This is a genomic window from uncultured Microbacterium sp. (genome assembly GCF_963528945.1).
In the GTDB taxonomy this organism is placed as follows: domain Bacteria; phylum Actinomycetota; class Actinomycetes; order Actinomycetales; family Microbacteriaceae; genus Microbacterium.
Genome location: NZ_CAURWX010000002.1, coordinates 404,459 through 427,900 on the forward strand (window position 1 = coordinate 404,459; position 23,442 = coordinate 427,900).

General features: G+C 71.7%; 21 protein-coding genes. 13 read left to right on the forward strand and 8 right to left on the reverse strand.

The features are described 5' to 3' along the window. Positions 1–43 precede the first annotated feature (43 nt). From RWS82_RS09085 to RWS82_RS09115, 7 genes are all read left to right on the forward strand, one after another. A complete protein-coding gene (locus tag RWS82_RS09085; RefSeq protein ID WP_314649518.1) occupies positions 44–1,516 on the forward strand; it encodes an amino acid ABC transporter substrate-binding protein/permease in 1,473 nt (490 codons plus the stop codon). Next, a complete protein-coding gene (locus RWS82_RS09090) occupies positions 1,513–2,241 on the forward strand; it encodes an amino acid ABC transporter ATP-binding protein (RefSeq protein ID WP_314649109.1) in 729 nt (242 codons plus the stop codon). Before RWS82_RS09085 ends, RWS82_RS09090 begins: the two co-directional genes overlap by 4 nt. Before the next feature lie 185 nt (positions 2,242–2,426). After that, positions 2,427–2,957, forward strand: coding sequence for a GNAT family N-acetyltransferase (locus tag RWS82_RS09095; protein ID WP_314649110.1), 531 nt, complete (start codon positions 2,427–2,429; stop codon positions 2,955–2,957). 193 nt (positions 2,958–3,150) lie between these two features. Next, positions 3,151–4,800: an Hsp70 family protein gene (locus RWS82_RS09100; protein WP_314649112.1), complete on the forward strand. Its 1,650-nt coding sequence runs from the start codon at positions 3,151–3,153 to the stop codon at positions 4,798–4,800. Between the two features lie 662 nt (positions 4,801–5,462). Next, positions 5,463–6,296 (forward strand): hypothetical protein, encoded by an 834-nt coding sequence (locus RWS82_RS09105; protein WP_314649114.1) that lies wholly within the window; start codon positions 5,463–5,465, stop codon positions 6,294–6,296. After that, positions 6,293–6,520: a hypothetical protein gene (locus RWS82_RS09110; RefSeq protein ID WP_314649116.1), complete on the forward strand. Its 228-nt coding sequence runs from the start codon at positions 6,293–6,295 to the stop codon at positions 6,518–6,520. The genes RWS82_RS09105 and RWS82_RS09110 overlap by 4 nt, the downstream gene beginning before the upstream one ends. Positions 6,521–6,672: 152 nt before the next feature. Then, positions 6,673–9,954, forward strand: coding sequence for an AAA family ATPase (locus RWS82_RS09115; RefSeq protein ID WP_314649118.1), 3,282 nt, complete (start codon positions 6,673–6,675; stop codon positions 9,952–9,954). 26 nt (positions 9,955–9,980) lie between these two features. On the opposite strand, the gene RWS82_RS09120 is transcribed toward RWS82_RS09115, so the two are convergent. The 3 genes from RWS82_RS09120 to RWS82_RS09130 form a co-directional block, all read right to left on the reverse strand. Further along, positions 9,981–11,024 (reverse strand): ECF transporter S component, encoded by a 1,044-nt coding sequence (locus RWS82_RS09120; RefSeq protein ID WP_314649119.1) that lies wholly within the window; start codon positions 11,022–11,024, stop codon positions 9,981–9,983. Next, positions 11,021–12,298, reverse strand: a complete 1,278-nt coding sequence (gene purD, locus RWS82_RS09125; protein WP_314649121.1) for a phosphoribosylamine--glycine ligase — start codon at positions 12,296–12,298, stop codon at positions 11,021–11,023. The genes RWS82_RS09120 and purD overlap by 4 nt, the downstream gene beginning before the upstream one ends. A 68-nt stretch (positions 12,299–12,366) precedes the next feature. Then, positions 12,367–13,035, reverse strand: coding sequence for a CoA pyrophosphatase (locus tag RWS82_RS09130; protein ID WP_314649123.1), 669 nt, complete (start codon positions 13,033–13,035; stop codon positions 12,367–12,369). A 33-nt stretch (positions 13,036–13,068) separates the two neighbouring features. Between RWS82_RS09130 and RWS82_RS09135 the strand changes: the two genes are divergently transcribed. Then, on the forward strand, positions 13,069–13,437 hold the full coding sequence (locus RWS82_RS09135) for a sterol carrier family protein (protein ID WP_314649125.1): 369 nt from the start codon (positions 13,069–13,071) through the stop codon (positions 13,435–13,437). Between the two features lie 140 nt (positions 13,438–13,577). On the opposite strand, the gene RWS82_RS09140 is transcribed toward RWS82_RS09135, so the two are convergent. From RWS82_RS09140 to RWS82_RS09155, 4 genes are read right to left on the reverse strand one after another with little or no spacing between them, the layout of a single operon-like run. Further along, positions 13,578–14,351 (reverse strand): heme ABC transporter ATP-binding protein, encoded by a 774-nt coding sequence (locus tag RWS82_RS09140; RefSeq protein WP_314649127.1) that lies wholly within the window; start codon positions 14,349–14,351, stop codon positions 13,578–13,580. Next, on the reverse strand, positions 14,348–15,421 hold the full coding sequence (locus RWS82_RS09145; RefSeq protein WP_314649130.1) for an iron ABC transporter permease: 1,074 nt from the start codon (positions 15,419–15,421) through the stop codon (positions 14,348–14,350). Before RWS82_RS09145 ends, RWS82_RS09140 begins: the two co-directional genes overlap by 4 nt. Further along, the gene (locus RWS82_RS09150) at positions 15,418–16,275 is read right to left on the reverse strand and encodes an ABC transporter substrate-binding protein (protein ID WP_314649133.1); all 858 of its coding nucleotides are present in this window, start codon (positions 16,273–16,275) and stop codon (positions 15,418–15,420) included. The genes RWS82_RS09145 and RWS82_RS09150 overlap by 4 nt, the downstream gene beginning before the upstream one ends. Then, positions 16,272–16,523 (reverse strand): hypothetical protein, encoded by a 252-nt coding sequence (locus RWS82_RS09155; RefSeq protein WP_314649137.1) that lies wholly within the window; start codon positions 16,521–16,523, stop codon positions 16,272–16,274. The genes RWS82_RS09150 and RWS82_RS09155 overlap by 4 nt, the downstream gene beginning before the upstream one ends. 160 nt (positions 16,524–16,683) lie before the next feature. Here RWS82_RS09155 and RWS82_RS09160 point away from each other — a divergent pair, with 160 nt between their 5' ends. Both RWS82_RS09160 and RWS82_RS09165 read left to right on the forward strand, forming a co-directional pair. After that, positions 16,684–20,130, forward strand: a complete 3,447-nt coding sequence (locus RWS82_RS09160) for an HtaA domain-containing protein (RefSeq protein WP_314649139.1) — start codon at positions 16,684–16,686, stop codon at positions 20,128–20,130. A gap of 80 nt (positions 20,131–20,210) precedes the next feature. Continuing rightward, positions 20,211–20,651: a potassium transporter Trk gene (locus RWS82_RS09165; protein ID WP_314649142.1), complete on the forward strand. Its 441-nt coding sequence runs from the start codon at positions 20,211–20,213 to the stop codon at positions 20,649–20,651. Positions 20,652–20,663: 12 nt separating this feature from the next. Here RWS82_RS09165 and RWS82_RS09170 read toward each other — a convergent pair whose 3' ends face one another. Then, entirely contained in the window at positions 20,664–21,269 is a 606-nt protein-coding gene (locus tag RWS82_RS09170) for a zinc-binding alcohol dehydrogenase (RefSeq protein WP_314649144.1), read from the reverse strand. Between the two features lie 220 nt (positions 21,270–21,489). Between RWS82_RS09170 and RWS82_RS09175 the strand changes: the two genes are divergently transcribed. From RWS82_RS09175 to RWS82_RS09185, 3 genes are read left to right on the forward strand one after another with little or no spacing between them, the layout of a single operon-like run. Beyond that, the gene (locus RWS82_RS09175; RefSeq protein WP_314649147.1) at positions 21,490–22,440 is read left to right on the forward strand and encodes a hypothetical protein; all 951 of its coding nucleotides are present in this window, start codon (positions 21,490–21,492) and stop codon (positions 22,438–22,440) included. Further along, the gene (locus RWS82_RS09180; RefSeq protein ID WP_314649149.1) at positions 22,437–22,856 is read left to right on the forward strand and encodes a phage holin family protein; all 420 of its coding nucleotides are present in this window, start codon (positions 22,437–22,439) and stop codon (positions 22,854–22,856) included. The genes RWS82_RS09175 and RWS82_RS09180 overlap by 4 nt, the downstream gene beginning before the upstream one ends. After that, a complete protein-coding gene (locus tag RWS82_RS09185) occupies positions 22,853–23,428 on the forward strand; it encodes a DUF3618 domain-containing protein (protein ID WP_314649151.1) in 576 nt (191 codons plus the stop codon). The genes RWS82_RS09180 and RWS82_RS09185 overlap by 4 nt, the downstream gene beginning before the upstream one ends. The last annotated feature ends 14 nt before the right edge of the window (positions 23,429–23,442 follow it).

Here is a 23,442-nt window from a genome sequence, read left to right on the forward strand (position 1 = left end):
CGATCGACCGGTCGCCGTCCCGATTCGAGGAGCACCCGTCGTGATGCGAACCCCCTCTTCCCTGCGCGAGCGGCTTCGGCACCTCGGCCGCACGACGAGCGCGATCGCGCTCACGGCGCTCGTGGCGGGCGCTTCGCTGTTCGGAGCCGCCGCTCCTGCGAACGCCGCGGGCGACGGCGAGACCTACGTGATCGGCACCGACACGACGTTCGCGCCGTTCGAGTTCACGAACGCCGACGGCGAGCTGGTCGGCATCGACATGGACCTGTTGCGCGCGATCGCCGAAGACCAGGGCTTCGAGGTCGAGATCCGTCAGCTCGGGTTCGACGCCGCCGTGCAGGCGCTACAGGCCAACCAGGTGGATGCCGTCATGGCGGGCATGTCGATCACCGACGAGCGCAAGCAGGCGTTCGACTTCAGCGACCCGTACTTCACCTCGGGCATTCAGCTCGGCGTGCTCGAAGCGAGCGACGTGGAGTCGCTCGACGACCTCGACGGCAAGACGGTCGCGGTGAAGACCGGCACGCAGGGCCAGACCTTCGCCGAGGAGAACCAGGAGGAGTTCGGCTTCGACATCGCGCCGTACTCCGACACGACCGACATGGTCGACGCCGTGAAGGCCGGTCAGGCCGTCGGGTACTTCGAGGACTTCCCGGTGCTCGCCTACGGCATCCAGCAGGGCTCCGGCTTCCGACTCGTGGGCGACCCCGAGCTCGGCGGCGAGTACGGCTTCGCGGTCAACAAGGGGCTCAACCCCGAGCTGCTCGAGATGTTCAACGCGGGCCTGGCGAACCTGCAGGAGTCGGGCGAATACGACGAGATCGTCGACACGTACCTCAGCGGCGAGGCATCCGAGCAGCCCACCGACATCGTCTCGGTCGCGGTGAAGTACTGGCCCCAGCTCATGCAGGGCCTGTGGCTCACCATCCTGTCGACGCTGGTCGCGCTCGTGGCCGCGTTCATCCTGGGCATCGTGTTCGGGTTCGGACGCCTCTCGCGGTTCCTGCCGTTCCGGTGGCTCGCGACCGCGTACGTGTTCGTCTTCCGCGGCACGCCGATCCTGGTGCAGGCCTTCTTCGTCTTCTTCGCCATCCCGCAGCTGTTCCCCGGGCTCACGTTCAACCCGTTCGTGGCGGGCGCGATCACCCTCTCGCTCAACACCGGCGCGTACATGACCGAGATCATCCGCGGCGGTATTCAGGCGGTCGACCCGGGCCAGAACGAGGCGTCGCGCTCGCTCGGCCTCGGCCACTGGAAGACCATGCAGAAGGTCGTGCTGCCGCAGGCGTTCCGAATCATGATCCCGTCGTTCGTGAACCAGGGCATCATCACCCTGAAGGACACGTCGCTGATCAGCGTCATCGGCCTCGCCGAGCTGACGTTCCAGTCGCGGCAGATCATCGCCTCGACGTATCTGTCGGCCCAGGTGCTGACGATCGTCGCCATCATCTACTTCGTCGTGATCACGCTTCTGACGCTGCTCGCGAACCGCCTGGAGAGGACGTTCAACGCATGAGCAAGATCGCCGTGCAGGACCTGCACAAGTCGTTCGGCAGCAACGAGGTGCTCCAGGGCATCGACCTGACCGTCGACGACGGCGAGGTCGTCGCCGTGATCGGTCCCTCGGGGTCGGGCAAGTCGACGCTGCTGCGCTGCCTCAACAAGCTCGAGGAGCCCACGTCGGGACACGTCGTCATCGACGGCGTCGACCTGACCGACAAGAGCGTCAAGCTCGACGAGGTGCGCCAGCGCATCGGCATGGTCTTCCAGCACTTCAACCTGTTCCCGCACATGACCGTGCTCGAGAACATCACCCTCGCCCCCATCGAGCTGGGTCGTCTGTCGAAGTCGAAGGCGCGCGAGCGCGCCCTGGCTCTGCTCGACCGGGTGGGGCTGTCGGAGAAGGCGGATGCCAAGCCCGCCTCGCTGTCCGGCGGGCAGAAGCAGCGCGTCGCGATCGCGCGTGCGCTCGCGATGGACCCCGAGATCATGCTGTTCGACGAGGCCACGAGCGCCCTCGACCCCGAGATGGTCGGGGAGGTGCTGCAGGTCATCCGCGACCTCGCCGAGGGCGGCATGACCATGGTGCTCGTCACGCACGAGATGGGCTTCGCCCGCGAGGTCTCCGACCGCACCGTGTTCATGGACGGTGGCGTAGTGGTCGAGGAGGCCGTTCCCGCCGAGCTGTTCGGTGCCCCGAAGAACGAGCGTCTGCGGGAGTTCCTCTCGAAGGTGCTGTAACCGCGCCGGCATCCGCCCTGCGGGCATCCGCCCGCCGTCTTCCGAGGCACAACTTCGGAGTTCGCGGGCGACACGCCGGGACGGATGCCCGCGATGCGGCGTGTCGCGTCGGCTCCCCGAAGTTGTGCAGGCCCCGAGGCGGCTCCGAAGTTGTGTCGGCGGGCGGGACCTGATGGGGTGGGTCGATGACCGTTCGTCTCGTTCGTCCGACCGCCGACCTCTTCGACTCGTGGGCCTCGGCCGTCGGCGAGTTCGGTGACGGGCACGTCGACGGATCGGGTCTCACGGCGCCGGTCACGCCCGACCGCGCCACGCTCGCGGCGTTGATCTCGGATGCCCGGCGTCTGGCCGACACCTCCATCGCGCCGCCCGAGGATCGGGTGCACAACGACCTGTACTGGGTCGTCGACGGTGACGAGGTGGTGGGGTTCCTGTCGTTCCGCCACGCGCTCAACGAGTGGCTCGCCGAGGCCGGCGGGCACATCGGCTACGCCGTGCGTCCCTCACGGCGCCGGGAGGGCATCGCATCGGCGGCGCTGCGACGGGGGTTGGAGCGTGCCCGCGAGCTCGGCCTCGACCGGGTGCTGCTTACGTGCGCCGTCGACAACGAGGGGTCGTACCGCACGATCGAGGGTGCGGGCGGCGTGCTCCAGGACGTCAGCGACCAGTCGGCGCGCGGCATGGGGATGCTCCGCCGCTACTGGATCGCGCTCTAGGCCGCCGCCTTCCCGCGCCGCCGCACGCTCCACCGTCCGGACACGTTCGGACGGTGTCCGGGATCGTCCGGAATACCGCGGACGCGTCATCCGCGCCCCCGCGCGCTCCTTAGCGTGATTCCCGGTGCGGTCGTCTCAGCCGGGACTCCGCGCCGCAGGAGCAGCGGCCGTGCCGCGGACGGAAGGGGCGACGGTGGGACGAGCTGTCGGCATTGATCTCGGGACGACGTACTCGGCGGTGGCCATCGTCGACGAGTCGGGGGTGCCCGTGATCCTGAGGGATGCCGAGGGCCGGGGGACGACGCCCTCCGTCGTGCTCTTCGAGACCGCGGGCGGCGCGGATGCGCCGATCGTGGGGCACGAGGCGAAGCATCAGGCCGGGGTGCGTCCGGACGACGTGGTGCAGCACGTCAAACGACACATGGGGGACCCCAGCTGGCGGTACGACTCCCCGGGGGACGAGCAGTACCGGGCGGAGGAGATCTCGGCGATCATCCTGCGCGCACTCGTGCGGCAGGCCGAGGCGGCCCTGGGGGAGCCGATCGAAGACGTGGTCATCACGGTGCCGGCGTACTTCGACGACTCGCGGCGCACGGCCACGAAGCAGGCGGGAGAGATCGCCGGGCTCAACGTGCTGCGGGTGCTGAACGAGCCGACGGCCGCCGCACTCTCCTACGGCGTCGCTGCGCAGACCGATGAGATCACGCTGGTGTACGACCTGGGCGGCGGCACCTTCGACGTGAGCATCCTGGGCATCGAGGGGAACGAGTTCGTCGTGCTGGCCACCGAGGGCGACCGCAACCTCGGCGGGTTCGACTGGGACAACGCGCTGATGTCGCTCGTCGTGACGGAGCTGGAGGAACGTCATGGCGCGAGCGACTTCTACGACGACCTCGATGCGGTGGCCGCTCTGCGCGAGGCCGCCGAGCAGGCGAAGCGTGCGCTCTCGACGCAGGAGTCGACGGAGATCGCCGTCGTGCACGGCGGCGTCGAGCGTCGCGTCGCGGTGACGCGGGAGCAGTTCGAGACCGCGACGCGATCGCTGGTGCGGCGGACGCAGGAGCTCGTCGAGGACACGCTCGACGAGGCCGGGATCGGCTGGGGGGACATCTCGAACGTGGTGCTCGTGGGCGGGTCGACGCGGATGCCGGCGATCCGTTCGCTCATCGAGCGGCTGGCCGGGCGCACGCCGGTCGAGGGCGTCGATCCCGATCTCTCGGTGGCGCTCGGGGCAGCGATCCAGGCGGCCCTGGTGGGTGGGCCGCCGCCGGCGGCGCTGGCCGACGTGCGCATCGCCGACGTCACCTCGCACGCTCTCGGCACGCTCGCGCTCGACGAGGACGAGAACGAGCGCAACTGGGTGCTCATCGAGAAGAACACCAAGGTGCCCGCGCAGGGCGTGAACGTGCTCTCGACGCGCGGCCCGCGCACGCGGCTCGTCGTCACCGTGACCCAGGGCGACGACCCCGACCCCGACTTCACGACCGTGATCGGCGAGGGCATCGTCGAGCTCGAGGAAGAATGGCCGGCCGGGGTCGACTTCGCCGTGGTCTACCGCTACGACGTCGACCAGACGGTGACGGTCGAGATCTACCGCCTCCCCGACGACCTCTACGTGGGCGCCTTCTCGATCGAGCGCGTCGCGAACCTGACCGCCGAGAAGGTGGAGGAGGCGGTCGACCGCATCGACCGCCTCGCCGAGCCGGCACCCGTCGTGGCGGCCGCGCCCACGGCCCCCGCCGTGGCGTTGAAGCCGGCGGCCCTCCCGCGCACCATCCCGACACCGCATACGACCGCATCCGCGACGTCCGCCACGCCCGCCCCCGCGCCGTCCGCGCGCTAGGGCCGTTACCCACCCGAACTGAGAGAAGAAGCGCATGAGTGTGACTGCTCCTGTGGTCGACGACTACTACACGCTGTTCGACATCGATGCGGCCGCCGATGCCGACACGATCCGCGCCGGCCTGAAGGCCGCCCGCCGCAAGTGGCGGCAGATGACCGGCTCGCCCGACAAGAACCGCGCGCGCACCGCCGAGCAGCGCATGGAGCAGATCGAGGCGGCCGAGACCACGCTGCTCGACGAATCCTCCCGAGCCGCATACGACCGCGAGCTGACGTCGACCCGTAGCGCGCCCGCGGCCGCGGCGCCGACGGCCCCCGAGCCCGTCGCGAGCGGCTGGGGGGAGCGCGCCAAGGCCTATTACGACGCCGGTGACGTGCGGAACGCCTTCCTCGCGGCGAAGAAGGGGACCGACGCCGACCCGGCGGGGCTGCTCGCCTGGTTCGTCTACGTCTGGGCGGCCACCGACCTAAAGCGTCACGAGGACGCCGACTTCGCGTCGGCCGAGCTGGTGCATCGGATGCCCGGTGACCCCGTGCCGCTGGAGATGCGCGCCGGGGTGCTCGACGGCATGGGCCGGTACGCCGAGGCCGAACGCGCCTTCCGCGAGGCCGTGGCACTCGCCCCCGGCGAACCCGTACTATCAGGGTCGCGTCGCCTGGGCGATGCTCGACCAGGGCCGCGTCGACGAGGCCGTGCGCGAGGCGTGGACCCTCGTCGACCGGTTCCCCGACGACACCTTCGCGCTCAAGGTGCTGCGTGCGGCCGCGGAGTACCTGCGCGACCGCAAGCGGCCGAAGGATGCGCTCGCCCTCGCGGGGTCGATCCTCGGCCGGTTCCCCGGCGACAGTGACGCCGTGCTGCTCGTGGTGCTGGCCGTGCAGGACATCGAGGCCGCGGGCGACATCCAGACGGCGGTCGCCGAGGCGTGGCGTCTGCATGACTCCTACCCCGACGACGAGCGCGCGCAGCGACTCATGCGCTATGTGATCGCCGGGCTGCGTCAGCGTGGGCTGGCCCGCGAGGCGCTGGCCGAATCGCGCCGTCTGCTCGCCGCGCACCCCGGCGACGAGGAGGTGCGGGCGGCGTTCGCCCTGTCGCGCATCGCCGAGGCGGAGACGCGCCTCAGCCCGGCGGGACCCCGCAGTCACATCATCCTCAACAAGGCGCAGGCGACGTACTACGACGAGGCGATCCGCGAGATCGAGGTCATGGCGCCGCAGGATGCCGACGTTCGTCGGGCGGTCGCCGGGATGCGCGAGTACCACACGGCCCAGACCAAGACGAAGGTGCAGCTGGGTCTCGGCAAGATCATCCTGGCGATCGTCGCGGTCATCCTCATCCTCGTCGGACTCGCGAACATCGCCAGCGGCGGCTTCATCTGGCTGCTCTTCGGCGCCCTGCTCGGCTGGGCGTTCTGGGGTCTCGCGTTCCGCAAGCAGTACCAGCTGAACTACAAGGCCGCCGACCCCGCGAACCGCACGAAGGGCCTGCGATGATCGAGCTGCTGCAGATCCTCGGGTCGGTGTTCGCGCTGATCGGCGGGTTCTTCCTGTTCCGCGCGCTCATCACGCCGCGTCGCTTCCGGGCGAAGCGTCCGTGGCTGTTCACCGCGGGCTGGGGCACTATGGCCATCGCCGCTCTGTGCTTCTCGCTCGCGGGCGGCTGGATCCCCGACCTGTTCGTGCCCGCCGAGGGGATGACGCCCCCGGTGGCGCCCTGAACGGCGGTCGGGTCGGAGGCGCCGGGGGTGCCGACGCCCGGTGGCGGCGCGCGCAGTCGTGGGGAACGCTGCGCGCAGGCGACCTGATCCTCGCGCTGCAGAAGCTCTCACCGGCCCGGTCCGACGACGCGTCGTCACCGCGGAGCGGCACCATGCTGCACGCCTCCCCCGACGGCCTGGTGGCCTGGGCCGCGACCGACGCCGGACTCGCAGTGATGACGGTGCCGGCGCAGATCGCGCCCGGAACGTCCGGGGCGGCGGTCGTACCCGAGGGGTGTGCAGCCGCCCTCCGCGAGGAGTTCGACCGCTCCGAGACCGTCGAGGTGGCGCGGGCCGACGGCGAACTCCTGGTGCGCCGCCCGAACGGCCCGCGCGTGCTGGTGCTGCCGCTCTGGGACGAGCGGTCGGCGATCGACGCCTACAACGCTCTCGCGATCGTGGGGGCGGCGACGGGGGCGTTGAGTCTTCGCGGCGACGAGCTGCGTGCCGCGCTCCGCGAGATGCCGCCGACGGGGCGCGTCGCCCTCCGCATCCGCCACGACTCCCTCGAGGTCGTGGGAGCGGACGGACGGGCCGTCACGGTCGAGGTCCACTCCTCGGCCGTGGCCGAGGTCACGTGCGAGACGCGCGCGCTCGACGCCGCGATCTCGACGGTCACCGACGTGAAGTTCCCCCGGGTGCAGCTCGAGTTCGGTGCACCCGACGCTGCCGTTCGCCTCTACGGGGCGAGCCGCAGCGAGCCGCCGACGTTCGGCGCCGTCGAGTTCCTGCTGCCTACGCGGCCGGGGTTCCGGCTGCCGAGCGGTTCCGGCATCCGCCCCGCGGCGCCTCCCGCCGCGGCATTCGTCGACGAGCCGGATCCGGTCGAGCCGATCGACGTCATCCTCTCCGAGCTCGACGCCATCGTCGGTCAGGCGCAGCTCAAACGCGAGGTGCGCGGCATCGTGCACCAGGTTGAGATCAACAAGCTGCGCGAGGCGCAGCGTCTCAAGCCCAGCCGCGTCGGCAGTCACCTGGTCTTCGCGGGTCCCCCGGGAACCGGCAAGACCACGGTCGCCCGTCTGGTCGCGCGGCTCTTCCACGCGCTCGGCGTTCTCGAGGCGCCGGTCGTGCACGAGGTGTCGCGGCCCGACCTCGTCTCGTCGAACGTCGGCGGCACCGACGAGAAGACCAGCCAGGTCATCGCTGACGCGATGGGCGGAGTGCTCTTCATCGACGAGGCGTACACGCTCGCCGAGGGAGGCGACAACGACTTCGGCACCCAGGCGATCGCCGTGCTCATGAAGGAGCTCGAAGACAAGCGCTCCGAGTTCGTCTGCATCATCGCGGGCTACGGCGACCGCATGTCGGCCTTCATGAAGGCGAACCCGGGGCTGGCGTCGCGCTTCCGCCCGCCCGTCACCTTCACCTCGTACGCACCCGACGAGCTGCTGCGCATCGCGGTGCACATGGCCGCCGGGATGGACAACGAACTCACCGACGACGCCCGCACACGACTCACCGCTCGGCTCGCCGACGAGGAGCGGCGCGGCGGGCTGGAACGGGCCGACTGGGGCAACGCCCGAGCGATGCGCAACGTCGTGGAAGCGGCGATCACCCACCGCGACCTGCGCATCAGCATGTCGGGCGCGCGCGATCGCGCCTCGCTCGTCGAGATCGGCGCGGGCGACGTCGATGCGGCCTGCGACGACCTCGCGATCGGGCGCGTGTCCGGCGTGGAGGAGTCGGTCGACGACGTGCTCGCCGAGCTCGACGCGCAGGTCGGGCAGCCGGCCCTCAAGCGACAGGTGCGAGCGATCCTCGCCCAGGCGCGGGTGCAGCAGCGGAAAATGGCGCACGGGGGAGGGGGAGGAGCCTTCCCGCTCGACCACATGCTGTTCGTCGGCCCGCCGGGAACCGGCAAGACCACGGTCGCGCGACTGATCGCCCGCCTGTATCGGGCGATGGGCATCCTGCCGCGCAGCGAGATCGTCGAGGTCGACCGGCAGGCGCTGGTCTCGGGTTTCGTCGGACAGACCGCGTCGAAGACCACCGCCGTGATCGACGACGCGATGGGCGGGGTGCTGTTCATCGACGAGGCGTACACCCTGGCCGAGGGCGGCGACAACGACTTCGGACGCGAGGCCATCGCGACGCTGCTGCCGCGGCTCGACAACGACCGCGGCAAGTTCGTCGCGATCGCCGCGGGCTACCCCGACGACATGGACGCGCTGCTCGCGACGAACGTCGGGCTCGCCTCGCGCTTCGTCACCCGCATCGAGTTCACGGCGTACACCGCTCCAGAGCTCGTGCGCATCGCCGAGGGGATGGCCCAGGCGCGGGGGGAGCAGCTGACGGCGGATGCCCGCGCGCTGCTGCTCGATCGCCTGACCGCCGCCGAGGCCGTCGGCGCCTTCGCGTCGAAGGAGTGGGGCAACGGGCGGTCAGTGCGCAATGTGCTCGACCGTGCCGTGCAGCAGCGCGACCTGCGGGTGTCCGATCAGGGCGGTCCCGACGACGCGCTCACGGCGATCGACGCGCTGTTCACGATCGAGGTCGACGACATGCGCGCCGCCTGCGATATCGAACGCATCGCCGTCGTCGCCGCCGCCGAGTCGGTCGACGACGTGCTGGCCGAGCTCGATTCGCAGATCGGACAGCCGGCGCTGAAGACGAAGATCCGCGAGCTGCTCGCCCAGGCGCGGTTCGACCTGCGTCGCCGCGAGGCGGGCATCACCGCCGGCCCCGTCCCCCTCGAGCACCTGCTGTTCGTCGGGCCGCCGGGCACCGGCAAGACCACGGTCGCGCGCCTGCTCGGACGCCTCTACCGCGCCCTCGGTCTGCTCCCTACCGGGGCGATCGTCGAGGTGGCCCGGGGCGACCTGGTCGGCGCGCACATCGGCAGCACCGCGCCGAAGACGAACGAGCGCATCGATGCGGCGATGGGCGGCGTGCTGTTCATCGACGAGGCGTACACGCTCGTCGGCGGTGGACCGCAGGACTTCGGCCAGGAGGCGATCGAGACGCTGATGCCGCGCATGGAGAACGAGCGCGGATCGTTCCTCGTGATCGCCGCCGGGTACCCCGCCGACATGGACCGCTTCGTCGCGTCGAACTCGGGGCTGGCGTCGCGGTTCACCGACCGCATCGAGTTCCTGCCGTACACGGTCGACGAGCTGGTGCAGATCGCCGAGAGCATGGGGCGTCGCGCCGGCCAGCAGATCGACGACGACGCCCGAGCGGTGCTGCGGGAGCGGTTCGCCGCGGCCGAGCGCGCCGGAGCGTTCGCCACCGAGGGGTGGGGGAACGCGCGGCAGGCGCGCATCGTGATCGAGGCGGCGATGAAAGCTCGCGACCTGCGGTTGAGCGTGGGCGAGGAGGCCGGCGCGGGCGACCTCGTCGCCTTGCGCGCGGAAGACCTGCGTGCCGCCTTCGACCGCCACGGAATCGGCTGACGGGCGGTGCCGGTGGGTAACGAGGGTCAGCGGATGCCGGGGTCGGACGCGTGCTCGCCGCGGCGACGCAGCAGGACCGGAGGCATCCGCTCGGTCCCCAGGCCCCACCGCACGAACAGGCCGGCGATGAGCAGCCCGACCGCTCCCGAGATCGTCTTGTCGATGATCGAGACACCGATGTTCACCCCGAAGGTGCCCGCCCACGGATCGCCGATCGCATGGGCGAGCGACGCGAGGAGGAACCCGGAGTGCAGCGACGGCCCGCCGTACATCAGCACGTTCAGCGGGGCGCCGATGATCGAGCAGGCGAGGGCGACCGCCACCGTCAGCAGGATGAACCGGGGGAAGGTGTGCGCGAAGCGACGGATGCCGATCCCCCACACGAGCGCGCCCGTGATGTTCACGAGCGCGAAGACGATCGTCTCGGGGGTGGCGACGAGCGAGCCCAGCAGATTCGTGATGAGGGCGACCAGGGCGCCGAACCACGGTCCGAACGCGAACGACGCCGCGGCCGTGCCGATCATGTCGAGGTACAGCGGCACCTCGTGGCGGATGATGAGGGTGCCGAGGTACACGTTCAGCCCCACGCACGCGAGGAGCGCCCCGACGAGCGCACCGGGATGCGCTCCGAAGCGGGACGAGCGCGGCGGGGTGGCGGGCGCAGGGGCAGTGCCGTTTGTGGCGTCTCGCTCGGCGTCGGTGACGGCATCCGTCGGCCGCTCGGGGCGCCGGGCGTCGAGGTACCGCATCCGCCACCGCTCCGCCTCGTCGGCGTCGTAGCCGAGGGCGAGCACGATCTCCTGCACCAACGCCGGATTGATGCGGCGGCGACCGGTCTGGAACGCGTCGAACACCGTCGACCGGGCGATGCGCGCGGCGCCGGGATCGCGCCCCTCCGACACCCGGCGGGCGGCGATGCGCGACGCGATCTCGGCGTACGAGACGTCGCCCGCGTCGAGGCGCAACCGGCGGAGATCCTCGGCGAGGGCGTCGAGGCGCGCCGTCGCCGCCGCCTCGCCCGTCGGGGGCGCAGCGCGTGCGGACGCGCCGATCGGGTCTGCGTCGGTCATCCCGCGACGCGCGCCGCGATGTCGCTGCGGTAGTGCGCGCCCTCGAGCGAGATGCGTGCGATGGCGTCGTAGGCGCGGGCGCGGGCCGTGGCGAAGTCGGATGCCGTCGCCACCACGTTCAGCACGCGGCCGCCCGTCGCGATGAGGTCGCCGCCGGGCGCATCCGGACCCGCGGTCGCGGCATGCACGATGCGCACGCCCTCCACGGCCGCGGCGTCGGCGAGGTGCTCGATCGGGCGACCGGTCTGCGGCGCCTCGGGGTAGCCCTCGCTCGCGAGCACGACGGTGATCGCGACGTCATCCGAGAACTCGGGCTCGGGCTGGTCTTCGAGGGTGCCGGATGCCGCGGCGAACAGCAGCTCCGAGAGGGGGGTGCGCAGGCGCGGCAGCACCACCTGGGTCTCGGGATCGCCGAAGCGCGCGTTGAACTCGATCACCCGCACGCCGGCCGGGGTGAGGATGAGCCCGGCGTACAGCAGGCCGATGAAGGGGGTGCCCTCGGCGTCGAGCTGACGCACGACCGGCAGGGCCACGTCGCGGGTGACCTCGGCGACGAAGTCGTGCTCGCTGCCGAACTGCTCGGCGAGCCAGGGCAGCGGCGAATACGCGCCCATGCCGCCCGTGTTGGGCCCGGCGTCGCCGTCGAGCGCGCGCTTGAAGTCCTGCGCGGGGCTGAGTGCACGCACCGTGTCGCCGTCGCTGAGGAAGAACAGCGACACCTCGGGGCCGGTCAGGAACTCCTCGACGAGCACGGGCCCGGCCGGCAGGTACTGCTCGGCGTGCGCGAGGGCCTCGGCGCGGTCGGAGGTGACGATGACCCCCTTGCCCGCCGCGAGCCCGTCGGCCTTCACGACGTGCGGGGCGCCCAGGTCGTCGAAGGCGGCCTCGACCTCGGCGACCGTCGCCGCGCGCACCGCGCGGCCGGTCGGAACGCCGGCGGAGTCCATGATGCGCTTGGCGAACGCCTTCGAGCCCTCCAGCTGCGCGGCGGCCTTGCCCGGGCCGAACACGGGGATGCCGCGCTCACGCAGCGCGTCGGCGACACCCGCGACGAGCGGCGCCTCGGGGCCGACGACCACGAGGTCGATCGCGTGCTCGTTGGCGAACGCGGTGACCGCGCCGCCGTCGAGCATGTCGACCGACACGGTCGTCGCATCGGCAGCGATGCCGGCGTTGCCGGGGGAGACGAAGATCTCGTGCTCCGTCTGCTCTGCTCGCAGGGCGAGGATGATCGCGTGCTCACGGGCACCGGAACCGAGGACGAGGATCTTCACCCGCCCAGCCTATCGAGCGGGCCCGCCGGGTTTCGGGTCGATGCGGCGGGGGCTTCGCGGCGCGCGGCTCAGACGGGGCGCTCGTCCGCTGTGTTCCAGGGCACCGTCCAGCCCGCGGCGTCGAAGATGCCGCTCAGCACCATCGCGGTGAACCCCCACACGATCGTCCCGTCGACGTCGAACGCCGGCGCGCGGAACGTGCGGTCGCCGAAGGTGCGCACCGAGGTGTACCGTGTGGCGGGGTCGAGCAGCGTCGCGACCGGCACCCGGAACACCTCCACCGTCTCGGCATGGTCGACGGCGGCGACCTGCGACGGCATCCGCCACCATCCGAGCACCGGGGTCACGCGATGATTGCTGGCGGCGAGCGGCAGGGCGGGCAGCGAGGCGAGCACATCGACTCCCGCCGGGTCGAGGCCCGTCTCCTCCTGGGCCTCGCGCAACGCGGTGGCGACGGCATCCGCGTCGTCGGGCTCGGCGCGCCCACCGGGGAACGACACCTGACCGGGGTGCGACGACAGCGTCGAGGCGCGGCGCTGCAGCAGCACGTCGAGATCACGGGCGACCGCCGCGTCGGAGACGACCGCCGGTTCGCGGTCGAGCACCCCGAACAGCACCAGCACCGCGGCGTCGTGCGCCGTCTCGGGCTCGAGCAGGGCCGGGAACGGTCCGCCCCAGGAGTGCGCGCTCGCCGCGGCGAGCAGCTCGGCGCGCGCGCCGGCCGGATGCATGCTCATGCTGCGAGCCTACGCGGGCCGTAGGGTGGGGAGATGGCCAGGAGGATCGACATCGTCGACGGTCGCGCCGCCCTCGACACGGTGCGACGAGCGGATGCCGCGGGCGAGAAGCCGCCCCGCACGGCGCTCGCGACGGCCGTGCGGTACCTGTTGCAGCTGCTCGACGAGAAGGCGCCGGGCAACAGCGTCGAGGTGCGCGTGCCGCCCTTCGGCGCGGTACAGGTCATCCAGGGTCCTCGGCATACCCGGGGGACCCCGCCCAACGTGGTCGAGATGGACGCGGCGACGTGGATCGCCGTCGCGCTCGGTGAGGAGGCCTGGGCGGATGCCGCGGCATCCGGTCGCATCGCCGCCTCTGGCACCCGTGCCGACCTCGTCGGCGTGCTGCCCCTGCGGCCCTGACGCCCTCCCCGCCCCGCCTTGCCGCGAAATGCAGGCTCGGCGGCGATCTGCAGGCCGAACGCGCCGAGTCCTTCCTGCATCTCGCCGCGACGCCTGCATCTCGCCGACCCCGCAGGTGCCACCCACCCGCGGCCACGGGATCAGCGCCGCGCCACCACCAACGGAACCCCCGAGACGGGATGGGGGAAGACGTCCACCGGTTGTCCGTAGACCTCTTCGATCCGCTCGGTCGTCAGCACATCGGAGGGGATGCCCGAGTCCACGACCCGCCCGCCCGAGAGCAGCGTCACGCGGTCGGCGTGGGCGAGGGCGGCGTTGAGGTCGTGCAGCACGATCGCGACGGCGGCCCCGCGCCTGGTCTGCGCGGCGATGAGGCGCATGACGTCTTCGTGGTGCTTGAGGTCGAGAGCGGCCGTCGGTTCGTCGAGCAGCAGGATGCCGGTGCGCTGCGCCAGCACTCGGGCCAGCGCGACCCGTGCCCGCTCTCCGCCCGACAGCGAGGTCACCGCGCGCGCGGAGAGCGGCGCCACCTCGGTCGCGGCGAGCGATTCGGCGACGATCTCGTCGTCATCGTCTGCCTCCGCCGACCGTGCCCAGGGTGCACGGCCCATGCGCACGACCTGTTCGACGGTGAACGGGAAGGTCACCGTGTTCTCCTGCAGCAGCACCGCGCGCTGCCGCGCGAGCGCACGGGAGCGGATGCCCGTGACCGCCGCCCCGTCGAGATGCACCCTGCCCGACTGCGGGGTGATGTCGCCCGCGAGCACGCCGAACAACGTCGACTTGCCCGCGCCGTTCGGCCCGACGAGCGCGTGCACCTCTCCCGCGCGGATCTCGATCGCCGCGTCGTCGAGGATCGCCCGGCCCTCGCCGACGCGCACGGTGAGACGGGCGCCCCGCAGTCGCACGGTCATGCCCAGCCCCCCGCGCGGCGGCGCGTGCGCACCAGCAGCCAGAGGAAGAACGGGCCGCCCACGAGCGACGTGATCATGCCGATGGGCAGGTCGGCCAACGGCACGGCGGTGCGGGCGACGAGGTCGGCCACGGCGATGAGCAGGGCGCCGCCGAGAGCGGAGGCGATCACGAGGGGAAGGTGCGCCGGGCCGATGATCATGCGCATGAGGTGCGGCACGACGAGGCCCGCGAAGCCGATGATGCCGGCGAACGCGACCGCCGCGCACACGAGGAGCGCGACCGTGACGATCACGACGATGCGCAGCAGCTCGACGTTCAGGCCCAGGTGGCGGGCGGTGCGCTCGCCGAGGGCGAAGAGGTCGAGCTGCGGGGCGACGATGAGACCGATGAGGATGCCGACCGCGACGAGCGGGGCGACCAGGCCGACGTTCGACCACAGCGCGCCGTTGAGCGAGCCGAGCTGCCAGAACACGATCTGCTCACGGGTCGAGGTGGTGCCGATGAAGGTGAGGAAGGCCATGCCGGCGCCGGCGATCGCGTTGATGGCGATGCCGGTCAGCAGCAGTGTGACGACCTCGGTGCGCCCATTCGACCGGCTGATGAAGTAGACCGAGAGCACGGCGATGAGCCCGCCGATGAACGCGAACGCGGGTGTGGTCCACATGCCGAACGTGGCGAGACCGAGCGTGATGCTCGCTGCCGCGCCGAGTGCCGCGCCGGACGAGACCCCCACCACGCCGGCGTCGGCCAGAGGGTTGCCGAAGATCGCCTGCATGAGCACGCCGGACACCGCGAGCGCCGCCCCGACGAGCAGGCCGAGCACCAGCCTCGGAAGGCGCAGGTTGTAGATGACGCCGTAGTCGGTGGTGCCGGTGGGTGCCCACGCCGTGTCGATGCCGATGCCGCGCAGCAGCACGCCGAGGAGGTCGGTGGGTGACAACTGGTACTGGCCGCTCGTGATCGACGCGACGCACGTGGTCGCGAGGGCGACGACGAGGGCGACTACGACCACGGCGAACCGCAGACCACGCCGGGTGGCCGGCGTGGGGGTGACGACCTCCGAGGTCATCCGACGGGCTCGGGGGCGTACAGGGCGCGGGCGAGGGCGCGGATGATCTCGGCGGAGCGCGGTCCGAAGCTGAGGATCTCGCTGTCGGCCATGTCGATGACGCGTCGGTTCGCGCCGGCCGGCGTCTCGGCGAGCGCCGGGATGCGTTCGATGAGCCCGTCGATGCCGTCGACGGATTCCAGGCCGTCGGTCATCATCACGAGCACGTCGGGCTGGGCGGCGACGAGGGCCTCGGCGGTCATCGGCTTCATGCCCTCCCAGCCGATCTCCTCGGCGACGTCGACGCCGCCGACCGCGTCGATGAGCGAGTCGGCCCCGGAGTCCTCGCCGAAGATGTAGTACACGTTGGCGCTGCCGCGCACGTAGAGGAAGAGCATCCGCGCGCGGTCGGATGCCTCGGCGGGGGTCACCTCCGCGATCTCGGCGAGCGCGTCGTCGAGTTCGCCATCGAGTCTCTCGATGAGCGCGGCACCACGGGTCGGCACGCCGAGGGCGTCGGCGATCTCGGTGACGAGGGCGTCGGTGGTGTCGAGGCGGCGGTCGCTCGAGATGACGACGACGTCGATGCCCGCGTCGCGCAGCTGCTGCCGCACCTCTTTCGGGCCGATGGTCGTGTCGGTGAGGACGACGGTCGGAGCGAGCTCGAGGATGGCCTCGGCGTTGAGCGTGTGCCCGCTCTGCGTGACGACGGGAAGGTCGTGCGTGCCGGCGAACTGCGTCGACGCGTCGCGCCCGACCACCTGATCGCCCAGACCCAGGGCGAAGACGGTCGCGGCGATGGTGCCGGAGATGTCGATGGGGAGGATGCGGTCGGTCGAGTCCACGGTGACCGCGCGGCCCTCGCTGTCGGTCACCTCGCGGGCAGGGTGGGGGCGGTCTCGTCCGCAACGGGTTCGATGGCGTCGCTCGAGAGGCATGCGGTCGAGCCGCCCTCGACCGTGCGCACGTCGTCGACGAGGGGCAGATCGGCCAGGGCGACGGATGCCTGAGGGCAGTCGCCGTCGACGGATGCCGGGGCGGAGGCTCCGGCCGGTGGCTGTGTGCACCCGGCGAGGCCGGCGGCCAGGACGGCGGCGAGAAGGACGGCGGAGACGCGACGCATAAGGCAAGGCTAACCTAAAACTTGACGCCCGCATCGCGCACAGCCTACGCTCAGGGAGGGCCGTTGCTTAGTGCAGCCTAACCTAAATACTCCCGCCCGATCGCACAGTGGCTCCGCCGGCGCGCGTGCCTTTCGCGTGCCCGGGGTCCGGAGAGAAAACGTGAACGCCACAGCATCCCGAAGCTCAGCGAACAGACGCGTCCGCGCGTCGTTCGCCGCTCTCCTCTCGCTCTTCCTCGTCGTCACCGGCCTGACCGTCGCGCAACCCGCGCTCGCCGCGAGCGCCGCCGTCTCGACCACGGTCACCGCGGCGGGCGCCTCGGGGCTCACCGTGCAGACCACGGCATCCGGATTGCCCGACGGCACCACGGGCGCGTACGCGGCGGTGATCGTGAAGGGGTCGGAGGGTGCGGTCTCGGCGGGCGGCGGTTTCGCCGCCATGCAGTTCGTGCGCACGGTCACCGACGGCGGCTTCGCGATCGACCTCGTCGCCGCCGCCGGCGGACTCGACCGCACGAAGTCGTACGAGGTGATCGTGTGGCAGCAGCACACCAACCCGAGCGAGGCGACCATCTACGCCCGCGGCGACGTGGTGGTCTCGGCCGCGCAGTGGGACGCCGTGTTCCCGCCGCAGACCGAGGAGCCGGGCACCGACCCCGGCACCGACCCCGGCACCGACCCGGGCACCGACCCCGGTACCGACCCCGGTACCGACCCGGGTACGGACCCCGGTACGGACCCCGGTACCGATCCCGGTACCGATCCCGGCACCCCTGTTCCGGCCACGCCGGCGCTGGCGGTCTTCCTCGCCGACGGCACCACGCCCGTCGGCTCGTCGGCCCTGACGGCCGGCGACACCATCGTCGTGCGGGGCAGCGGATACGACCCGACGGCGAACGTGGGCGGGCGCGGCGTGCCGATCCCGGCCGATCTGCCGCAGGGCACGTACGTCGTGTTCGGCAACTTCGCCGCCACGTGGCAGCCGTCCGCCGGCGCCGCCGGTTCCGCGCGTTCCGTGGGCACGCAGGCCTGGGCGCTCGCGGAGAGCGTGCTCGAGAAGGTCCCGGCCCAGTACCAGAGCGCCATTCGCGCCCAGTGGGTTCCGATCGCGGCCGACGGATCGTTCACCGCGACCCTCACGCTGAAGGACACCCCGGCCACGCCCGGGCAGTACGGCGTGTACACCTACGGGGCCGGCGGGGTCGTGAACCCCGCACAGGAGAAGAGCGTCCCTCTCGCCTACGCCGTGAAGCCCACCCTCACCGGCACCGTGAAGACCGCGACGGCCGACGGCCTCACGATCACGGCCGCCGGCTCGAAGCTGGGCGCGGCCACCGGGGCATACGTCGCCCTGATCGAGAAGGGCACGGAGGCCGAGGTCACCGCCGGCGGCGGATTCGTCGCGATGCAGTACGTGCGCGGCATCGCCGGGGGTGCGTTCAGCGTCGACCTCTCGGCGGCGGCCGCGAAGCTCGATCGCGGCACGACGTACGAGGTGATCGTCTGGCAGCAGCACACGCTCCCGAACGCCGCCACGATCTACGCCCGCAGCACCGTCGCGGTCTCGGACGTGCAGTGGGATGCGGTGTTCCCGCCGGCATCCGGCCCGACGGCGACGACCACCGTCGCGTCGGCGTCGGCGACGGCGGGCCTGACCGTCACGGCGCGCGCCACCGGGCTCGACGCCGCCTCGACGGGCGCCTACGTCGCCCTGATCGAGAAGGGCACCGAGGGCGACATCACGGCCGGGGGCGGGTTCCTCGCCATGCAGCACGTCCGCAACGTGTCGCTCGGCGCGCTCTCGGTCGACCTGACTGCGGCGGCGAACACCCTCGACCGCACCAAAACGTACGAGGTGATCGTCTGGAAGCAGCACACGCTGCCGTCACCGTCGACCATCTACGCGCGCTCGACGGTGACGATCACCGAAGAGCAGTGGAACGCCCTGCTCGGTGAGCCGGGCACCCCGCCCACGACCCCGCCGACGACGCCCCCCACGACGCCCCCGACCGACCCCGGGACGACGCCGACGGCCCCGGTCGCCACGGTGCCGGGCGGTTCGCTCCGCTGGGCGATCTCGACCTCCTTCCAGCGGTACATCATCAGCCCCATCGCGAAGGGCGGCATCGAGGTCGGCAGCGGCGCCACCCGCTCCGGCGAACAGTTCCAGTTCGGACAGGCCGCCGGGAGTACCTACGACCCCGCGACCGGCCTCGGCGCCGTGTCGTACGTCGGATCGGTGCGCTTCACCGGCCACAACGGCGTGCTCGACGTCACCATCGCCGACCCGCAGATCCGCATGACCTCGGCGGCGTCGGCCACCCTCTTCGTCACCAGTGGCGGAGCGCAGGTGCCCTTCGCCACGCTCGACCTGTCGCGAGCGGCGAAGACCACGGCGAACGGGGCGGTCACCTACACCTCGGCGCCGGCATCGATCACCGCGGCCGGCGTCGACCGGGTGTTCCAGGGGTACTCCACGACCCTCGACCCCGTGTCGTTCACGGTGGGTTCCGCGGCGGCGGCTCCGGCCGGCGCCTCGGGCACCGTGGCCACGGCCGCCGCGGTGAAGAAGCAGACGCCTCTGCCGGCGACACCGCCCGCGTCGCGCGGCATCGAGATCGACGACGAGAACCTCGCCGCCCTGCAGGCCGGGAAGCAGGCGACGATCACCGCATCCGGATTCCAGCCCGGTGAGAAGGGCATCCGGGTGGTCGTCTACTCGACGCCCGTGCTGCTCGGCATGGTCGACGCCGATGCCTCCGGCGCCGCCACCTGGACCGGGACGTTGCCGGCGACGCTCGAGGACGGCGCGCACACCCTCACGCTGCAGGGGTCGGTCACTCGCGGCCTCGAGTTCACGCTCGCCCGTGAAGCGGTCGCGATCGGGCAGTGCGTCGTCGAGGGGGCCTCGTTGAAGTGGGGGTTCAAGGAGTCGTTCCGCACGTACATCGAGGGCATCGCGCAGGGCGGCTGGACGCTCACCGACGTCGCCTACCAGTACCCCGACTTCGTGTGGGAGAACGGCTCCGGCTCGTTCGACGACGAGACGGCCGCGGGGCTGGTGGCCTTCGGCGGCACGATCGAGTTCACCGGGCACGACGGGGCGCTCGACACGACCCTGTCCGACTTCCGCGTCGAGCTCGTCGGAGCGACCGGCTACATCGTCGTCGACGTCGCCGGAACGACCCAGACGGGCGACGCGATCGACCTGCAGGACGTGCGGTTCGCGGAGTTCCCCCTCGGCGACTCGGCACCGGTCGACGGTGTTCTGACGCTCGACGGCGTCTCGGCGACGCTGACCGAGGCGGGCGCGACCGCGTTCGGCACCTACGGCGCGGGGGAGAAGCTCGATCCGGTCTCGGCCGTCATCCCGGTCGGGGCGGACTGCGGCGTGGCCGCGCCCGTCGAGGACGAGCCGGCGACCGACGGGGCGGATGCCGCGGCCTCCGTCACCGCCGCCGAGGCGCCGGTCGCGGAGCAGGGCGTGCCCGTGTGGGTGTGGATCGTCGGCGGCCTCGTGATCGTCGCGCTGGCCGGGGCGGGGGGCGTGCTCGTCGGCCGCCGCACGCGCACCGCGTCGGACGCGCCCGCGACCACGGAGGTCTGACCCCGCGACGGAACCGCCCTCCCGCGACGGGTGGGCGGTTTCGTCGTCCTCGCCTCCGGGAACGGTGGGAGAATGGAGGCATGTCCTCCTCCGAGACCCCGCAGACCGTCGAAGCGACCGTGCGCCACGTGCCGCGGTACGGCGTGTTCATGGGCCTCGGTGTGGTGCTCGGCATCATCGTCGCCGCCATCCTGACCTTCGCCGGCAGCTTCGAGGAGTCCGACGCCCTCGACGTCGTCTACCCGCCCAGCCAGGTGTTCGGGTTCCTGCTGCTCTGGACCGTGCCGATCGGCCTCGCCCTCGGTGGCGTGGTCGCCCTGGTGCTGGAGCGCACCGGGCGCCGCCACGACCGGGTGGTGCGCGTCGACCGCGAGACGATCATCGCCGTCGACGAACCGGGCGACGAAGCTCCGCAGACGACGCTGCCCGACGCCGTGGCGCCCTCGGCCCCTGCGTCGACCCCGGCGCACGATGTCGATTCGCGCACCGACCCGAACCGCGGCTCCACCCCGCGGGGCTGACACCGCCCGCCGTCACGCCAGCTCGGCGATCACCGGCCGTATCGCGGCATCGAAGGCCACGATGTCCCGCCGCAGCCCGTCGGTGACGGCGACCGTCAGATCGCCGATCCACCACACGCCCCGCTGCGTGAGGGGCAGCACCTGCACATTCAACTCGAACGAGTGCGCTCGCCGACCGATGTCGCGCTCGAACTCGGCGATCGCGCTGGCATAGGCGCGGTAGGCGTCGCCGCCGGTGTGGCTCTTCATCGACGAGAGGTAGCGATCGTGCGCGGCGCGCGCGTAGCGCAGGGCGGATGCCGCGAACGGGCCGACCGCCGTGGCCAGCTCCTCGGCGCCGGAGGCGGGCAGGGCGACGAGGGTGTCGAACCCCTCGATCAGCTCGAGCGGAACCTCCGACCGATGCGCTCGGGGCTCGACCGTCATGTCCCAGTAGTCGCGCCACTGCCCCTCGAGCGCGGGGGCGGCGTCGGGGGCATCCGCCGCACGCAGCGGCAGATCGCGCAGACCCGGCAGATCGAGCGGGGAACGGATGCCGAGAGCCTGCCGCAGCACGAGCGCGACGAGCACCGGGATGCTCGCGTCTTCGCGGATCAGCCACTGCGGCTTGTCGGCCATGGCCCCATCGTAGGGCGGCCACCGGCCGTCGTGTCGTGCCCGATGACAATCCGCGAACCGCGTGATATCGGCCTCCGCGGGGATCGAACACCCCCGCCTCACGCGGGCGACACGGTAGCCCCCGGGGAGAGCCGCGTCAACCCTGGCGAATCCTCCGGAGTCGAGGCGTAGACCTTCCTTCACGCCGACGAACCGTCGGTCGCAGTCGAGAGGAAGCACGATGTCGCACAGTCAGGAAGAGGGCTCCGTGAACAGCGGTTCGGCCGGGCCGTCGGGCACCGTCCAGACCGCCGCGCACGAGGCCGCAGGTGTCGCGAGCACCGCGAAGGACGAGGCCGTCGGAGTCGTCGAGACGGCGAAGGCCGAAGCCGGCGCGGTGGCCCACGAGGCCAAGGATCAGATCCGCGATCTGTACCACCAGAGCACCGCTCAGCTGAAGGACCAGGCCGCGCAGCAGCAGCGTCGCGTCGCCGACGGTCTCCGTTCGGTGGGCGGCGAGCTCGAGAGCATGTCCCAGAATTCCGCGGGTGGGGTGGCCGCCGACCTGGTGCGCCAGGCATCCACCCGCATCCAGGGCATCGCCGGCTGGATCGGCGACCGCGACCCGGGCTCGCTGCTCGGCGAGGTCAAGTCGTACGCCCGTCGCAAGCCGGGCACGTTCATCGCCGTGGCGGCGCTCGCCGGCCTCGTGGCCGGACGTCTCACCCGCGCCCTCACCGAGGGCGCCTCGGGGTCGAGCGGCACGTCGGGCTCGGTGCAGAACACCACCACCGGTCCGGAGTACGGCACGGGTGTTCCCGTCACCGGCGGCCCCGTCACGGGCGGATACGCCGGCACGGCCGCAGGCGCGGGCATCTCCGGTCAGGCCACCGCGGTCGGAGCGGATGCCGCACTCGGCTCCAGCGCCGACGGTGGAGCGGGCACGCTCGGCGCCGCCGACACGTCGGTCGGAGCATCCGCCGCCACCGAGGCCCACCGTCAGCCGCCGCTGCCCACCGACGGGAGCATCCCCGGTGCGCACGACGGCATGAGCGGCATCGACACCGGTACGGCGCCCTGGGGCGTCGATGGTGAGGGAGACGCGCGCGACGGCGAAGCCGCCGACACCGACACCCCGCTGTTCGACCGCACCGACGCCGCGCGCGGTTCGCAGGAAGAGGGACGACCATGACCGATGCCGGTGCCACACCCAGCGAGCAGAAGGCCGAGTCCACGTCGCTCGGCGAGCTGCTCAGCGAGGTGACGTCCGACCTGTCGACCCTGATGCGGCAGGAACTGGAACTGGCGAAGGCCGAGCTGAAGCAGTCGGCCACGCGCGCCGGCCGCGGTGCCGGGATGCTCGGCGGTGCCGGGTACGCCGCACTGATGGCGGTGTTCTTCCTGTCCGTCGCCCTCTGGTGGGCGCTCGGATACCTGACCGGCCTCGGCTGGTCGGCCGTCATCGTCGCCGTGATCTGGGCGATCATCGCCGCCGTCCTGTTCGTGACGGGTCGTAAGCAGTTGAAGAGCGTGGAAGGGGCGCCGCGCACGGTCGATTCGATCAAGCGCATCCCCGACGCCGTGAAGAGGAATGAGGAGAACCGATGAGCGATTCACCCGACGCGATCCGCGCCGACATCGAGAGGACCCGGGCGGAGTTCGGCAGGGACGTCGATGCCCTGGCCGACAAGGTCACGCCCTCGAAGGTCGTGCACCGTCAGACGCAGAAGATGAAGGGCGCCGTGCGCGGGGTCGTCGACCGCGTGATGGGCGCTGCCGAGGATGCGGGTGACGCCGTGTCGCACGCCGGTTCGTCGGTCGCCGACGCCGTCGGCGGCGCGGGCGGCCGCACCGTGTCGAAGGCGCAGGGCAACCCGCTCGCGGTGGGCCTGATGGCCTTCGCCGCCGGCCTCGTCATCGCTGCCGTCATCCCCGCCTCCGAGAAGGAGAAGGAGCTGGCGGCCGAGGTCAAGGACAAGGCGCAGCCCCTGGTCGATGAGGCGACGTCGGTCGCGAAGTCGCTCGGCGAGGACCTCAAGGAGCCCGCGCAGCAGGCCTTCGCCGCCGTCAAGGACGAGGCGACCGGCGCGGCCGAGCACGTCCGTGACGAGGCGACCCAGGCCGCCGGATCCGTGAAGGACAGCGCCGACGAGGCCCGGACCAACGTCACCGGTTCCTGACCTCGCGGCATCCG